At 43.1% G+C, this 16,728-nt stretch carries 14 protein-coding genes and 1 tRNA gene; 12 read left to right on the plus strand and 3 right to left on the minus strand.

Features of this window, described 5'->3' with window-relative positions; genetic code table 11:
* The first annotated feature begins 87 nt into the window (after window positions 1–87).
* The 4 genes from LTAR_RS05015 to LTAR_RS05030 all read left to right on the plus strand — a co-directional run bounded on the left by LTAR_RS05015 (window position 88) and on the right by LTAR_RS05030 (window position 2,661).
* Window positions 88–717: an FHA domain-containing protein gene (locus LTAR_RS05015; protein ID WP_062421067.1), complete on the plus strand. Its 630-nt coding sequence runs from the start codon at window positions 88–90 to the stop codon at window positions 715–717.
* 101 nt (window positions 718–818) lie between these two features.
* Entirely contained in the window at window positions 819–2,057 is a 1,239-nt protein-coding gene (locus LTAR_RS05020) for an AI-2E family transporter (RefSeq protein ID WP_062421068.1), read from the plus strand.
* Window positions 2,058–2,073: 16 nt separating this feature from the next.
* Entirely contained in the window at window positions 2,074–2,457 is a 384-nt protein-coding gene (locus tag LTAR_RS05025; RefSeq protein WP_062421069.1) for a hypothetical protein, read from the plus strand.
* 15 nt (window positions 2,458–2,472) lie between these two features.
* Window positions 2,473–2,661, plus strand: a complete 189-nt coding sequence (locus LTAR_RS05030; protein ID WP_062421070.1) for a hypothetical protein — start codon at window positions 2,473–2,475, stop codon at window positions 2,659–2,661.
* Window positions 2,662–2,789: 128 nt separating this feature from the next.
* On the opposite strand, the gene LTAR_RS05035 is transcribed toward LTAR_RS05030, so the two are convergent.
* Window positions 2,790–4,514, minus strand: coding sequence for an NAD(P)H-dependent oxidoreductase subunit E (locus LTAR_RS05035; protein WP_062421071.1), 1,725 nt, complete (start codon window positions 4,512–4,514; stop codon window positions 2,790–2,792).
* A gap of 509 nt (window positions 4,515–5,023) precedes the next feature.
* Between LTAR_RS05035 and LTAR_RS05040 the strand changes: the two genes are divergently transcribed.
* A complete protein-coding gene (locus LTAR_RS05040) occupies window positions 5,024–6,085 on the plus strand; it encodes an SIS domain-containing protein (RefSeq protein WP_062421072.1) in 1,062 nt (353 codons plus the stop codon).
* 15 nt (window positions 6,086–6,100) lie between these two features.
* Entirely contained in the window at window positions 6,101–7,285 is a 1,185-nt protein-coding gene (dinB, locus tag LTAR_RS05045) for a DNA polymerase IV (RefSeq protein WP_081419817.1), read from the plus strand.
* Between the two features lie 3 nt (window positions 7,286–7,288).
* Here dinB and LTAR_RS05050 read toward each other — a convergent pair whose 3' ends face one another.
* The gene (locus tag LTAR_RS05050) at window positions 7,289–8,569 is read right to left on the minus strand and encodes a glycosyltransferase (RefSeq protein WP_062421074.1); all 1,281 of its coding nucleotides are present in this window, start codon (window positions 8,567–8,569) and stop codon (window positions 7,289–7,291) included.
* Between the two features lie 53 nt (window positions 8,570–8,622).
* Here LTAR_RS05050 and LTAR_RS05055 point away from each other — a divergent pair.
* A tRNA-Thr gene (locus tag LTAR_RS05055) sits at window positions 8,623–8,695 on the plus strand.
* On the opposite strand, the gene LTAR_RS05060 is transcribed toward LTAR_RS05055, so the two are convergent.
* Window positions 8,695–11,634, minus strand: a complete 2,940-nt coding sequence (locus LTAR_RS05060) for a PAS domain S-box protein (protein WP_062421075.1) — start codon at window positions 11,632–11,634, stop codon at window positions 8,695–8,697. The genes LTAR_RS05055 and LTAR_RS05060 overlap by 1 nt on opposite strands.
* A gap of 106 nt (window positions 11,635–11,740) precedes the next feature.
* On the opposite strand from LTAR_RS05060, the gene udk reads away from it, so the two are divergent.
* The 5 genes from udk to LTAR_RS05085 all read left to right on the plus strand — a co-directional run bounded on the left by udk (window position 11,741) and on the right by LTAR_RS05085 (window position 16,725).
* Window positions 11,741–12,385, plus strand: a complete 645-nt coding sequence (udk, locus tag LTAR_RS05065) for a uridine kinase (RefSeq protein ID WP_062421076.1) — start codon at window positions 11,741–11,743, stop codon at window positions 12,383–12,385.
* A 15-nt stretch (window positions 12,386–12,400) separates the two neighbouring features.
* The gene (locus LTAR_RS05070; protein WP_062421077.1) at window positions 12,401–12,949 is read left to right on the plus strand and encodes a TVP38/TMEM64 family protein; all 549 of its coding nucleotides are present in this window, start codon (window positions 12,401–12,403) and stop codon (window positions 12,947–12,949) included.
* 85 nt (window positions 12,950–13,034) lie between these two features.
* Entirely contained in the window at window positions 13,035–15,089 is a 2,055-nt protein-coding gene (locus tag LTAR_RS05075) for a tetratricopeptide repeat protein (RefSeq protein WP_062531923.1), read from the plus strand.
* Window positions 15,086–16,036, plus strand: coding sequence for a glycosyltransferase family 2 protein (locus LTAR_RS05080; protein ID WP_139044413.1), 951 nt, complete (start codon window positions 15,086–15,088; stop codon window positions 16,034–16,036). The genes LTAR_RS05075 and LTAR_RS05080 overlap by 4 nt, the downstream gene beginning before the upstream one ends.
* The gene (locus tag LTAR_RS05085; protein ID WP_062421080.1) at window positions 16,033–16,725 is read left to right on the plus strand and encodes a WbqC family protein; all 693 of its coding nucleotides are present in this window, start codon (window positions 16,033–16,035) and stop codon (window positions 16,723–16,725) included. The genes LTAR_RS05080 and LTAR_RS05085 overlap by 4 nt, the downstream gene beginning before the upstream one ends.
* Window positions 16,726–16,728 lie beyond the last annotated feature (3 nt).

The following is a 16,728-nucleotide window of genomic DNA, read 5'->3' on the forward strand; positions in this document are numbered from 1 at the left end:
AGTTGGTTTATTTCTTGCACGTACAAAGTTGACAGTGAATTAATAAATGCGTAAACTAAAATCAATCTCATCACTCAGGAGGAAAAAATGAGTGCAACCTACCAGCTTGTAATACGCTCTGGTGCAGGTGCTGGCAAGGTGCTTCCACTGGATAAAACCGAGTTGCATGTTGGCCGTGATGTGACAAATGATCTCGTCATCAGTGATGAAAAGGTCTCGCGACGTCACGCGCGGTTGTACACTGAAGGCGACCAGTATGTGGTGGAAGACCTGGGCTCTACGAACGGTACGTTTATTAATGGCGCACGCCTTTCCGGTCCACATCTTTTGCGGGCTGGTGAACAAATCACCTTTGGAGAAACAAGTATTGTTTCATATGAGCGGATTGAAGGTGATCCCAATGCCACTGTAATGTCAACCATTTCTTCAAGTGCATCTGCACCCAATATGGTACCTCCACCCGCTGCCATACCTCAGCCGCATAAACAACCACAGCAATCCTATATTGCACCCGATGTACCTTTGGCCAGAGATGATTTTGAAGCTGCGCCTCCAAGATCAGCTCCCAAGAAAAAAACAAATACCTTATTAATTGTTATAGTAATTATTATCGTTTTATTTATCTGCCTCTGCGGCGTCATTTTCTGGATGATTGATTCAAACAACCTGTATTGTACAATTGCCCCTTCGTTGTTCCCAGGTTGCCCGACTCCGTGACGTTCGCAAAAATATTTTGATTGAAGCGATCGCCCAGCCGGAGAAAAGGCAATTCTCCGGCTGGTTATTTTTTTGATGGATAGAGTGGTATAAAGAAAAGAATGAATACACCTCAATCTTTATCGCCAAAATGGAGTAATACGACAAAACTAATTGTTGGACTTTCTTTTGTCGCCATCATTGCCTTTTTATTTGCACGGTTTCAATCATTGTTGGCACCGCTGTTAATCACATTTATTCTTGTTTATCTCATGTACTCTCCTTCAAACTGGTTAATGAAGCGGTTAAAGATGAATTGGAGAGTCTCAGTTACACTGGTTTTTCTTTTGCTTCTGTTGGTCATCATTGGACTTATTACCTGGGGTGGAATCGCATTAATCGAGCAGGGGCAGAGCCTTGTCCAATTTCTTAATAATGCCATTGTTGATCTTCCAAAAACTATTGAAAATTTCGTTAATACCCCGTTGCAATTCGGACCATTCAAATTCGATCTTCTTAAATTGAATCTGGATCCTATCAGCAGCCAGGTCACCTCAGTTGTTCAACCCGTCTTAAGCAATTTGGGAGGTGTTTTAGGTTCCATTGCATCAGGGGCGGCATCAACAGTCGGGTGGCTCCTTTTTATCATGCTTATGGCCTATTTCATACTGGCTGAAACGGGTGGAAAACCGGAGAAAATCCTCGAGTTTAATATTCCTGGCTACAACGAAGATTTCCGTAAAATGGGAATACTCCTTGGGCGGGTTTGGAATGCATTTCTTCGCGGACAATTCTTGATTATTGCGTTTGTTATTCTGGTTTATTCCATCTTGTTTGGTGCTCTGGGCGTTCGATACTTTTTTGGATTGGCCATCATAGCTGGACTGGCCAGATTCCTCCCTTATATCGGCCCATTAATTGCCTGGACTACCTATGGATTGGTTGCATATTTTCAGGGAACAACCATATTTGGTTTTAGTTCGATCGGGTATGCTGCCTTCATCGTGGGAACGGCATGGTTTACTGATCTAATCATTGATAACTTTGTTTCTACCAGAGTCATGGCGGATGCACTGTCAATTCACCCTGCTGCAATCCTGGTGGCAGCGTTGATCGGTGCCAATCTGATTGGTATCACAGGAATGATTCTGGCTGCTCCTGTTCTTGCCACTCTGGGGCTCTTTTTTCAGTATGCCGTACGCAAATTGTTTGACCGTGACCCCTGGGAAGATATTGACCTGGAAAACCATCACAAACCACCAGAAGTATTGCCTGTACCACTAAAAAAGTTTTTAGATAAAATAAAGAATATCGTATTTCATTCATCGAAACAAAAGAGCACTGACCACCCAACCCACTGAGTTGCAGGAACAGAGAATGAATAGAAAATCGACTGTGTTAGTGATTCTTATCATCATCGCGGTTCTAATACTAGGTATTCTCGGTGTTGTTTATTTACAAGGTGCCGTTCCTGATACGATTAAATCGAATATTTCGATGGGTGATTCAGACAAGGCAAAGGTACGATGTGAAGAAGTAGTAAAGGCATCATTGCGAAACGCAGTAAAGGCGAAATTTTCGGGGCAAAAAGTAGATTCACTGGGGAAAAACCGATTTCAGGTGACCGGAAAAGTTGATGCACCGAATGCTTCTGGTATCATTGTAAGGGGTAATTACAATTGCATTTTCAATTTCAATACAAAATCGTTTGATCTGCTTTCGCTTGAAGGCGATGATGTTTGGAAGCCATTGAAAAAATAACAAAAGGAGATAAAGATGAGTGACTCAGAACCCATGGTTAAGACTTTAGGCGAAACAGAGAATTATATGGCCTGGAAAGCTGAAGAACCGGATGGGGAAACCACTTACCATCTGGACTTGAACAATGTAACACTTCATTTCTTTACGGAAGAGTGGAATGAATTCCTTGATCTCGTAAAAAAACTTGAAAAAGCCGGACACTAACCTTCTTCTGCCAGAGAATTTTATACTTTCAGTATAAACGACATACACAGAGAATAAGCGGATGCCGCATTAAAAGGCATCCGCTTTTGTCTTAATATCCAAAAAATGAGTTAAGTTGGTATTCACAGTCATTCAAAAAAGAGTGACGGCCATTTTATAAAAGCGGATTGTCCTGGAATCATCGCCTCTTTCCCCAATCGGCATAATCCTTTCCTGTCCATTAATTGACGAGCATCCTTAAAAGCCTTTAGATCTTCCGGTTTTAATTTCCCTGATCTGGATTTCTTCATTACATCCTGTTGAACTCTTGTGCCAATAACGCAGGAAGAACATTTTCCACAGGATTCGTTGGCCACGAATCGACTGATCTTAAATAATATGTCCGCCAAATTTCGATTGTTATCAAACACAATAATTGATCCAAGCCCTCGAGATATTCCTGCTTTTTTAAAATATTCGAGGGATATCGGGTTATCCAGTTCTGTTTCTGAGATAAATGTTCCAGTTACTCCTCCAACGAGAGCAGCCAGAAATGGAACATTATCGGTTGTGCCCCCTGCCATTTTAAATATCAACTCGCGAAAAGTTGTGCCAAAGGGAATCTCTGCTAAACCAGGATTTTGGACGTCTCCGGTCAGGCTTATCAGCATGGTTCCCTTGGAGGTTTCAGTTCCGATTTTTCTATATTTCAAAGCACCTGATTGTATGATGATGGGAACATTGGCGAAAGTTTCAACATTATTGACGACTGTAGGTTTACCAAATAGTCCCTGTGATGTGGAAAAAGGCGGTTTATTTCTTGGGATAGCACACTTCCCTTCGATCATTTCCAACAAGGCTGTCTCTTCTCCGCTTACATAGCGGCCTGCGCATTTTCGGATTTCAATCTCAAAATTGAAATTTGACCCCATGATGTTTTTTCCAAGCAAACCTGCTTCTCGGGCATCGATGATCGCATCAGAAAGTATGTGATACGCGAGGTCATAATTGCCATTGATACATAGATATCCCTGGTTTGCCTGTAGGGCATAGCCAGCTATGATCATTCCTTCCAGAATGGAATGAGGATCATCTTCCAGAAGTATTCGATCTTTAAATGACGTTGGGTCAGATTCGGATGCATTGCAGATTATGAATTTTGGTTTATTACTTGCGGCGGCGGCTTTTTCCCACTTGATTCCAGTCAGAAGGGATTCGCCGCCCCGGCCGGTTAATCCGGAGGATTTTATTTCAGCGATCACAGAATCACACGGTTTGCCGAGAATACTTTTAAGCGCCTGATATCCGTTCTTGCTCCAGTATTCCATTAAAGTGCAGGTTCTACCTTTCCCGCAGTTACGGGTTATCTGCCGATTTTTTCCCAGAATGGTCGTACGCGAATGTTTCCCATCTTTTTCTTTATAATTTGCCCTGATATTTTTCACTGGTATACGCATCAAACCACCTTGAATCAACAATGAAGGAGTGTGGACGCAGAGGCCAAGGCAGGGAGTTTCTTGAATAACTTCTTCACCAATAAATTCATCTTCATCCATATGATATTGAAGAGATTTAAACACCGTTTCATAACCAGCCAGTTTACACCGGTGATCATTGCAAATGTGGATAATGGTTTTTGAAACGGGCTTGCGATGAAAAAGCGGGAAATAATCAATAACATCATAGATTTCATCTGAAGTTATCTCAAGGTTGTTGGCTATCTCTTGGATGACAGTTTCTGGAATGTATCCGTATAACTCCTGGGCTGTATGAAGACAAGGAAGCAGCGCTGTTCTACCGCCTCCAGATTGAGATTGCATTGTGGAAAGGAACATGGAGAGTTCTGGAAGGATAACGGTGTCAGTTTTTTCCATCTTTCACCTCCAAAGGTCCGATTCCTGATATTCCCATAAATTATGGTAGTTGTGGTGCCTGGTGAAATGTCAGGATATCAAGCGAGATAATACGATTTGGAATATGTATGGGTGATTTGTTAAAGATCAGGCTGCTTGAAGGCTTTATCGGGTTAGACCTGTAAGCTATGTGAGCGAGATTATGAATGAAAAAACTTGCCAGGGTAAAAAGAAGGGTGGCAAGCTCGCGAGATGGAGTAAAAAATACAATTTTGGGTTTTGAATTCCCGAAAAACTAATTTCCGGGAAAACACACGTTTTTTTTTATCCGATTCACAGACTATCGGAAGATATTGAGCTAAGATGGGTAATAGAGAAAAAGAACCGTCGGTTTTCATGGTTGTCTGTTTTCAAGAAACCATTTATCTAAACGGCTGTTTTAATATTATTGTACAACGGAGTGCAAGTCTCTGAAACAGTGCAATTAGCTTAAATCAATATGGTACAATATTTCTATATACGGAGTGGATATGAATCTGGATGATCTCACAGAAATGAAATCAGTGGATGAAAAAGACCTGGCTGGTTCTCTTCGTTGTTTACCCGAATCAATAATCAAGGCGTGGAATATCGGTTTATCGCAAAACCTTATTTTTCAAAATGAAATAAACCATATTTTGCTTTGTGGCACTGGCAGCGGCCTTATTGCTGCCCGTTTATTACAAAGTTTTCTTTCCGCCAGTTGCTCTACACCTGTCAGTATTCATGATGATTTCTCCTTTCCGAAATGGGTCAATAATCCGAAAATTCTAGTCATCCTCATCAGCGAACAGGGTGACGAACCCGGACTAATCCGATTTTTACAGAAATTACATCAAACAACCTGCCAGACAGTTGTCGTATCAACCACAGGCCTTTTAATTGAACTGGCAAAAGAACAAAATAAGCCAGTCTTTACATATTCCTATTCAGGAACTAAAAGAACATCCATTGGGTTTCACTTTTTCATTCCCCTTGCAATATTGAGTAAAGCAGGAATTATACAAGTTACCTCTGATGAGATTCAATTCGTGTGTGAACAATTGCAGAAAACCATTCAATCAATAGACCTTGAAATCCCTGTGGCGCAAAATCCGGCGAAAAGAATGGCCGGACAGTTTTTGAACAGGTGGGTAACCCTCTTTGGTTCGGGCATAATGGCTGCCGTGGCTGAATATTGGAAAGCCCAAATTAATATGAACGGAAAAGCCTGGGCTCAGGTGGAAAAAATTCCGGAGGCATGTCATTCAACAGTTGGCGGAATCTATTTCCCGGCAGATCAGCTGTCTCACATGATGACTCTTTTTATTCAATCTGGTTTTGACCATCCAACACACCATGTTATATCTGAAGAGGTCCGGAAGATGTTCATGGTAGAGGGATTCAATACAGATTTCTATGAGGCTCCTGGAGAGTCTGTATTATCCTGCATGTGGAATGCCATTCTGTACGGTGGTTATATAAGCTACTATCTGGCTATGGCTTATGATATTGATCCCAGTCAAGTCCCTGGTGTGGATGAGATGGAAGGATTCATTGCTTCTCTGGATTAAGCGGCGGTAACCTGTATGAAGAGTCGGAAGATCCTCCATATGGATTTGGATGCCTTCTTCTGTTCTGTAGAAGAATTACGTGATCCCTCATTAAAAGGAAAACCATTTGCCGTAGGCGGTCCGGCAGAAACACGGGGAGTGATCTCTACGGCTTCTTATGCGGCACGGAAATTCGGGGTGCATTCTGCCATGCCGACAGGTAGGGCGTTGCGCCTCTGCCCGGGGCTAATTTTGGTCTCTTCTTTTCATGGTCAATATGAAGAGATGTCAAAAAAAGTGATGGCCATTGTAGGCGACTTCACACCACTGGTTGAGACACTTTCTATTGATGAAGCCTTTTTGGATATCAGTGACCTGCCAGAAACTCCTCTCCAAATTGCGCGAAATCTTCAAACAAGAATCAATGATGAAACAAAATTGCCCTGTTCTATTGGTGGGGCGACCAATATGCTTGTGGCAAAAATTGCCAACGATTTTGGGAAACATCAGCACAAGGAACCAACTCCACCGAATGCCATTACAATAGTCGAACCGGGAATGGAAGAAACCTTCCTTGCGCCTCTGCCAGTGGATGCTCTTTGGGGTGTGGGGCCGAAAACAGCAGAGCGTCTGATTCGAATGGGGATTCGTACGATTGGAGATATCACCCGGCATACGGAAGAAGAAATGATCCAACATTTTGGCCGAAGCGGTAAGGAATTGCTGGATCATGCCAGAGGAATTGACGATCGCGTTGTGCAGGTGGAACACACGGCAAAATCGATCAGCCAGGAGACTACATTTGATGTTGATATCAATGACAGAAATATATTGCTTCAGACCTTGAAAAGACAATCCAGCCAGGTTGGAAGTCAACTTCGCCGGCAGGGTTTTACCGCTAAAACAATCCGGTTGAAAATCCGCTGGGATAACTTTGAGACCCATACGAGGCAGGTTTCGTTAGAATCACCGACCAATCATGATTCTGTGATCATGCAGTCAGCCATCGATTTATTTTTACGAATCTGGTCCGAGGGACGCAAGGTGCGTTTAATTGGCGTGGGGGCATCCCAATTAAACCAGGAGCCAGTTCAGATGAGTCTTCTGGATACAACCACACAAAAAGAAGACCGTCTACTCCGGTCTGTTGATGAACTCCGCCAGAAGTTCGGAAATCTTGCAGTTTATCGGGGATATGATATCCATCAGAAAAAGCATTGAGTTTTATGAAGTTTCCAGATGGTATCCAGGATGATCCAGAATCGGTTTCTTGATGGTTTCATCATACAAACGGATAATCTGATGGGTGATAATTTCCCAATCGTATGCTCTTGCCGCGGCAGCAGCCTGGTCACCAAGTTTTGTACGCAATTCACGGTCTCTCATTACCAGAAGCAAACGGTCACATAATTCTTGGGCATCACCATCGGGAACAACATAGCCAGTTTTGCCATCTTGAACGAGAAAAGCCAATCCTCCAACCTGCGATGCAATCACCGGAGTTCCACAGGCCATCGCTTCAAGCGCAACCATTCCAAAAGATTCATAAAACGAAGGAACAACAACAACCTCGGCCGCTGAATAATAATAAGGCAGGGTATCCTGAGCCTGTTTCCCTAAAAAAATCACCATATTTTCAAGGTTAAGATCATCGCGTAGAGAAAAAAGACGGGACATTTCTGCATTCATCGTTTCGGGAGTAACATCGGGTTCTCCCCCGATTACCACCAGGTACATGGGGCAACACTGGTTTGTTCCAGATTCTTTCAACAGAGCAAGCGCATGTAATAACGTCTCTAATCCTTTGAGCGGTTCAATCCGGCCGACGAAAAGGATCATTCGATCATCTGGTGAAATTCCGACCACTGCCTTGGCTTCATCTTTGGGAATGGGATAAAACCGGGAGGTGTCAACCCCGGGTGGAATTACTGTGATCTTGGATGATTCAGCCTGGTAGAGAAATTCAAGTTGAGCCCTTTCGGCAATAGTGGCTGCCACCAAGCGATTGGCTTCATGGATTACCTGACGTTCTCCATCAATTCGATACGCACCTTCGATTTCAGATTCACTTCGGGCGATGCGATTTTTCATTAATCCGAGTGTATGGAACATATTGATAACCGGTATATTCCATTCACGCTGCAACGATAGGGCTGAAAGGCCAGACATCCAGTAATGACTATGGATGGCATCGTATTGCAGGTTGCGTTCCGCAGAAAATGATAGTATTTCTTTTGTAAATTGGGGAATGTACGAAGAAAGCTGCTGTTTGGGAAGCGGTATTTCCGGTCCGGCAGGGATGTGGACTACACGATTTCCGTAACCAAGCTCATGTAAAACATGGGGTACGTGTTCATCCTGTGAACGGGTAAACACATCTACATGAATACCGGCACGCCCCAGATGGCTGGTTAGTTCACGGACGTAAACATTCATACCACCGGTATCTTTTCCACCCAGGGTGGCAAGAGGACAGGTATGATAGGAAAGCATGGCGATTTTCATATTGTTCAATTGTATTGTATATTCAAGTATTGGTTTGGTATAATCTCACCCACGCCACCGTAGCTCAGCTGGCAGAGCAGACGTTTCGTAAACGCCAGGTCATGGGTCCGAATCCCATCGGTGGCTCAAAAAGTAAAAACATCAACAGATGGATTCAACAGATCACGTTGTGGTGCCAGATTGAAAGTAATGATGGCTGTTGCACCGTTATGATTTTCAAACTTGATCTCACCATAAAGTGGGCTAATGGCGCTTAACCGGATCACTTGCATTCCAACATTACCACCCTTGCCAGCCAGAATTTCTTCCGGCCATCCCGGTCCGTTATCTGCAAAGCAGATACGTACTCTGTTTGTGTCTTTCGCTTCCTTGCGAATAGTGACAGTGATGGCGCCTTTTTCCTGATTGGAGAAAGCATGCCGGATGGCGTTGGTGGTCAATTCATTGAAGATCAACGCCAGCGCCGTCGCCTGGCGGGAATTTACCCAGAGGTTACGATCTTGCGCATAGATATTCAGGGACACTTTTCTGCCGATAGGCGATGAGGAAGATGCGTTTTCAATAATTTTCCGTAAGAAAAGATCCAATTGAACTGGAGCCCATTGGTTGGATGAAAGAATGTCATGGACAGTTGCCAGACCACTGATCCGCGTTTTAATATTTGACAGAACATTCTCGTAATCCGATGGAGAATGTATCTCTCTTTTTGCTTCCAGGTCCACCAATCCTATTATGGAAGCGATATTATTCTTTACACGATGGTTTACCTCATTCAAGAGCAATGTCTTGGTTTCGGAATCCCGACGAGCCTGGGCTAACAAACGGAGATTATCCTGAGATAGCTGCCGCATGGCTTCGAAGTCTCTTTTGCGAGTGGAGATATCCGTCATGATTCCATTAATATAAAGAGGTTGATTATCTTCATCATAAGTGACTCGGCCGGTATCGACAATCCAGATATATTCACCATTAGCTTTCCGTAAGCGATATTCAACCTCAAATGGAGTGTTATCTTTAATAGATTTCCCGATTGCCTGAGATAACTTTTCCCAGTCATCCGGGTCAATCATGTCTTTCCAGTTTATTGCATGGTTGAATAAGATATCATTTTTGTCTATATTGGTAAGCTTAGTGAAGTAATCCGATATGTAGATTGTTGTGAAATTCTCATCACAAAGTGCCTGATATACAATCCCAGGAATGTTTTCCACCAATTTTCGAAAATCATCTTCGCTTTTTCTTAATTCTTCCTGGGTCTTTCTGTATTCTGTCATATTCTGAACAATGGTCAGGGTGCGGGTGGTAGCTCCATCAGACGACCGGTTGATGGCAGTTTGATATGAATGCAGGTACAAGATTGTTCCATCCGGTTTTAACCACCGAAAATCCCCTTCTAAAACCTCTCCTTCAGATAACCGCTCCAATTTTTGATTCATTTGTATTGCAGATTGTAGATCCTCCGGATGAACCGATTGAAGTATCTGTCTATTATCTAGTTTGAAAAACTCTTCGGATGAATAACCGAAAATATCTGATGCGGCGTTATTGAAAAAAACCATTTGGTTTGAAATCCGGTCATACACAAAGATCGCCAATGGGGAAATATTCAAAATATCATTCAAGAAACGACGATTGCTTTCAATTTCCTCTTCTATTCTTTTGCGATGAGTGATGTCTACGCCGATGGCAAGAAAAGCTCCCTTACCTTTTAATTTAATGGGCAAGGTCATAAATTCCACAACCACATTTCTGTTACCTCGAACATGAAAAGACAACTCAACTGGTTTAATTGTCTTTCCTGTTTTGCTGATATGCTGTCGAAATGTCGTGAGCATTTCTTTGGGTATGAGCTTTTCATATTCTACATTTATCAGTTCTTCTGGGTTTTCATATCCAAATAACCGGGCACCGGCTTGATTTGAATAGATGATCTGGTTATTCTGAATAATGAAAATGGCATTTGGAGAGTTTTCTGATAATGTTTGATATTGTTCCTGGCTTTCATTCAACGCATTTTCTCGGTCGCGTCTTTCAAGCACATTAACGATGGTAGTCCTAAATAGTTCCAACAAACCTTTTTCCCGTTCAGACCAAAAGGGATGGGGAGTGGCAGAACCGAATCCTACATAACCGAAAAAAACACCAAAAACAAAGAGTGGAAGAAGGACCAATGAACGAATTTCTGTCTGAAGGAGAAATTCCCGTTCAGAAACAGCTTCATCCGGAATTTCTCTGGAATCTGCCACATAAACAGGTTGATTATTACGTAACTGGGCATCTGTCCAGGAAAAGAAATCCATTGGCAAACCCGGGGTTTCTAATTTGGTAGAAGCAAGGGATCGAGCATTCCATTCAAATCCTCTTTGGATGATCCCTGTTTCAGGATTGATCAGACGAACAACCCCTCGGTCAGCTTCGAGATAACTGGCCATTTTATGGAGAGCGTCTGGTATCTGCTCTTCAATATGGGCGATTTTGGCTGCAATGAACTGTGCCGAGATATCAGCAACAAGTTTTTCGCCTTCAAGCTGTTTTTTTAGTTCCTGTTCTACAACCTTCTGGTCCGATATATCTCGGAAGTATGTAGCGATTCCTATTGCTTTACCTTCTTCATTAAACCAGACTTGAAAACGTTTTCCAAAATATCGGATGGTATCGTTTACAGGCAAACTGACTTCTTCATAGTAACTTTCTCCGGTTTCCAGCAAATGTTTTTTAATATTTGTTACTCTTAAAGCTTCATTCCTGGATAGAAGATCTGCATCCGTCTTCCCGATAATTTGCTCCAGTGCCATTAATGGCGTGGAATTTACTACCCAGATATAAATAAGTTCTTTATTTTGAAAGAGAATGGTTTCAGAAGAGTTGCGGGTGATGAGTTGAAAACGTGTATCTCTGAGTATCAGGCTGGCATTTTGTTCTTTGAGATGTAAATTTTCTTCCTCCAGTGCCTTGATTCGTTTAATCAATTCATCATTCAATGGCATGGAATTAGAATTAAGGTGAAGCTCAGGCGAGATTGTTTTTGAGGGTGTTTCTTTCAAAGGCACCTTTTGTTTGGCCACCCCTGCCTCCTGTTTTGAATGAGATAAATTTGATCCGTTGGTGTTTTCATTATATTGGATTCTAAAAATTTAGATTGTAGGAGCAGCATCGGTTATAATTTCTACTATGCCTGCACATGGGAAACCACTTGTTATTGGAATTGCCGGGGGGACTGGGTCCGGAAAAACAACAGTTGCCAACGTAATTCTGAACAAGGTCGGTCGTTCACGAATTGCATATATCCCGCATGATGCTTATTATAAGGATTTGCGGCACCTTCCTCCATTACGGCGAAAAGAGATCAACTTTGATCATCCTGATTCGCTGGAATCGGATTTAATGGTAGAGCATATTAAAAACCTGCAAGTTTGGAAATCTGTATCTCTGCCAATATATGATTTCACAACCCATACCCGCACGGACCAGGTAGTAGAAGTCAAACCCAGCCGCGTAATTCTGGTTGAAGGTATATTGATTTTTACTGAAGCTGCCTTGCGCGAATTATTCGATGTGAAGATTTTTGTCGATACCGATCCAGATATCCGGTTTATTAGACGGTTGCAGCGCGATATTGCTGAGCGCGGAAGAACGATGGATTCGGTAATCACCCAATATTTATCAACTGTCAGACCCATGCATTTAGAATTTGTTGAACCATCAAAACGTTATGCCGATGTAATAATCCCTGAAGGCGGGATGAATGAAGCCGCTATGGATATGGTCATCGCGCGTATTGAAATGATGCTCAAGACAGAACAATCACAGGCCTGAGAAGAACCATTATCAATGAGCGAAACTGCAAAACAGCGTGTAATCAGCGCCTTAATTATTTTTGGTGTGATTGGATTGACTGCATTGTTGATCGCCAATCGTCAACAAATTCAAAAATTTGGATCTCTTGGTTACCCTGGTATTTTTCTTATAGCCTTGCTTTCCAGTGCCACTGTACTGATCCCACTTCCAGGGATCATGTTTACTACGGCGATGGGAATAGTATTCAATCCATTCTATGTGGCTGTGGCAGCAGGTCTGGGTGCTGGACTGGGTGAAATCAGCGGCTACATGGTTGGATTTTCCGGCCGTGAGCTGGTCAACAAGACTGCCTGGCATGAGAAGGTGGAGGGTTGGATTAAGAAATATGGGGTCTGGGTAATTATGGTGATGGCCATTATCCCTAATCCGGCATTTGATCTGGTTGGCTTTTCCGCAGGTGTCTTAAAAATGCCACTCTGGAAATTTATCGTTGGGGCAGTAGTTGGCAATATCATCAAAATGATGCTTTTTGCGTATGGGGGAGCCGGGATTTTCAGTTTCATCCCCGCACTGGCCAGATAACTGGTCTTTCTTGGCAAATGGCCATTTGTCTACTATACTAATCCCCTGATGTAGAGAGATTATTCGATATCACTTCATGGTTTCTATGAAAAAATTGACGATTTCTGAGCGCACAATACCTTTCGCGCTGCTATTGACATGCATTATTGCATATGGACTACTGATCCCCTGGCTGGGTTTTTACTGGGATGATTGGCCGTATATCTGGTTCGCCAAAACTCTGGGCGCTTCTGGTTTTGCGGATGTTTTTTCTCACGATAGGCCCTTCCTTGCTCTGATTTATTCCATAAATTTGCCTATCCTGGGTACTAATCCTATCATCTGGCAGATATTTGCCCTGCTTTGGCGCTGGCTGGCCACTTTAACATTCTGGAAATCATTCAGGTTGCTTTGGCCAGAGCGTCCGCATCAGGCATTATGGGCGGCTCTATTGTTTGCTGTTTATCCGGGTTTCAGCCAACAGTGGATTTCTGTCATCTATAGCGAAGCCTTTATCATCCTGACTGCCTTCCTGGCTTCATTGGGCTTGATGATGGCTGTTCTGCGAAAGAAGATTCCATTCTGGCCGGGGACACTTGCTGCTGTTTTACTGTCGATCTTCAATCTGTTTTCTACTGAGTACTTTTTCGGTCTTGAATTGTTACGACCGTTATTAATTTTTTGGATTATCAGTGAATCGACCTCTGATTGGAAGACAGGAATAAAGAAAACCTCTCTGCAATGGATTCCCTATGGCATCGTTCTGGTGGTGTTCACCATCTGGCGGGTTTTCTTCTTCCAGTCTAATAATTATCAAATCTCTGCCATGGAATCGCTGGCGGCCACTCCTCAGGCAACCATGGTCGAATTATTAAAGACTCTGGCCTCCAATTTTGTCCTGGGTGGTTGGCTGGCCTGGAATCAGATATTTAGTCCACCCAATGCACTGGAATTTCAAATTCTTACAACCCGGCTTTTCTGGATGGTGGTACTGGCAGTTTTTATTTTCTCTGTCGTATACCTCTTACGGGTAAGAATTTCTGAAGAACCATCAAAGGAAGAAACCGACCTTCCAGAAAAGTGGGGATGGCAGGTTGCATTTCTTGGTGTTCTCGCTCTCTTGACCGGAGGCATTCCCTTCTGGATTGCCAACCTGCCATTAACACTGACGTTTCCCTGGAATCGATTCACGCTGGCCCTTATGATGGGTTCCTGTTACCTTCTTGTAGGTTTGGCCGAGGTATTTATCCGAACTTCCAGACAGAAGGTTATCCTCCTGTCAATACTGGTCAGTCTGGCAGCCGGATGGCAATTCTATAATGCCAATACATATCGGCGTGAATGGGAACAAAACAAGGACTTCTTCTGGCAATTGGGTTGGCGTATTCCCGGGTTGAAGCCAAATACACTTTTGCTTACACACGAATTCCCCTTTAAAAGCTATAGCGATAATTCATTGACGGCACCGATTAACTGGATGTATGCACCAGATTTCAAAGGCCGCGAGATGCCATACATGTTGAATTATCTGTCTGTGCGATTAAAGAATAGCTTGCCTTCCGCAAAACCCAACCAACCTGTGGAACAAACCTATCGGGCATTGACATTCCATGGAAACACATCCAATTCTGTGGCATTGTACATGAATACAGGTGAATGCCTTAAGGTTATGGATCCTGTTTTCACCAATGCTGATTCTGTCCCAGATTTGCCATATAAAATGGAACCAGCAATTTCGATCTCCAATCTATCTCTTATTGAGATCAATACAGAGAATCCGGTAACACCACCACCCCAGTATTTTCCCGAACCTGAACATACCTGGTGTTATTACTATGAGAAGGCTGACCTTGCCCGTCAAAAAGGTGATTGGCAGGAAGCTGCCCGGCTAGGTCAGGAAGCCATTGATAAAGGATTTGTTCCCAACAAGCCGAATGAGTGGATGGTCATGATTGAGGCATTTGTGCATGTTCAAAATTGGAAACAGGCGAACAAATTGACTGAAGGTTCCTACGCTACCAGGCCTGAATTACGTCCGGCACTTTGTGCACTATGGGAACGGGCTGTGGCAGATGATCAATCTGAAAAGGCAAAAAAGAATCTGACGTATATTAAAGCGTATATCTCCTGTGGAAAACCAGTAGAATCAGGTGACAGATGATGTCTATCCCTTCTGGAATATCCGTAATCATCCCTGTATATAACAGTGCAGTTACTTTGCACGAGTTAATTAATCAATTGGGGACTGTCCTTCCTACGCTGGCATCAAGTTATGAAGCAATATTGATCAACGACGGATCCCGAGACAAGAGCTGGGAAATCATACAGGAGATTTGTAAGACGACTCCCTGGGTGCGGGGCGTCAATATGATGCGCAATTATGGACAGCATAATGCTCTTGTTTGTGGGATGCGCCTGGCTTCTTTTGATATTACAGTAACAATGGATGATGACCTTCAACATCCTCCGGCAGAGATCCATAAGTTATTAAGCCCATTAGCCGAAGGGAATGATGTTGTCTACGGTATACCTAAAAAGCTGCCCCACTCTTGGTGGCGAAACGTATTTTCTCGAATGACAAAACGAATACTTGCGATGGTCATGGGTATCCCGACCATCAGAGATATCGGGGCATTTCGTGCTTTCCGAACTGAAATCCGCCGAGCATCAGACCTGTTCCAGAGCCCGACTGTGATTTTGGATGTATTGCTTTCCTGGGGGACTACCCGGTTTGCCACTGTGGAGGTTGATGAAGCCCCGAGGCAGGTTGGCCATTCCAATTACAACTTCTCCAGGTTGGTATCTCAAGCTTTGTTGATTCTTACCGGGTTCAGCACAGTTCCTCTACGGATGACCAACTGGCTTGGATTTATTGCCACATTTTTCGGTTTTCTTGTGCTACTTTATGTATTGATACAGTATTTTATGGCCGGAAGTATCCCCGGTTTTCCATTTCTCGCATCTTTGGTCGCAATATTCTCAGGTGTACAATTATTTGCCCTGGGTATTTTTGGGGAATATCTCGCAAGGATATTTGACCGCAGTATGGAGCGGCCAACCTATGTAATTTCTGAGCAAATATCTTCACTCAAGGATAAATCTTCTTGAAAGTAGTAATTCTTCAACCGTCATACATTCCATGGCGGGGTTATTTTGACCAGATACAGACATCTGATTTGTTCATTTTTTATGATGATGTTCAATACGACAAAAGGGGATGGCGGAATCGTAATCGGATAAAAACCTCCTCCGGGCCAATCTGGCTTTCCATTCCTGTTTTCAATCGCGGTGCTCAAACAGAGCATATTCCAATCAATGAGATAAAAATTGTCTGGGACAGACCCTGGAACCATGAGCACTGGAATTCTATCAAATTAGCCTATAAGAAAGCGCCCTATTTCAACAAATATGCTGAAATGGTAGAAGGGTTTTATTCTGGTAAACCAGATTTACTGGCCGATTTCACGATTGAAACAACCATTCAGCTGGCACGTACCATTGGAATTGACCGGACACGATTCATGCGTTCATCAGAAATCCAGGGAGTGGAAGGCACCAAAACCGACAGACTGATCTCAATTCTTCAAAAAGTCGGTGCAACCCATTACTATTCTGGACCTTCTGCTCGTGATTATATTGAGAATGACAAATTTGCCGATGCGGGAATCAAACTGGACTATATGACGTATGAATATCCCGAATATCCTCAACTTTACCCGCCTTATGACCCACAGGTCTCCATTCTTGATACTCTGTTTATGATGGGCGAAGATACTTTACAGACAATCCGACGATAGAGG

The organism is Leptolinea tardivitalis, from assembly GCF_001050275.1.
GTDB lineage: Bacteria > Chloroflexota > Anaerolineae > Anaerolineales > Anaerolineaceae > Leptolinea > Leptolinea tardivitalis.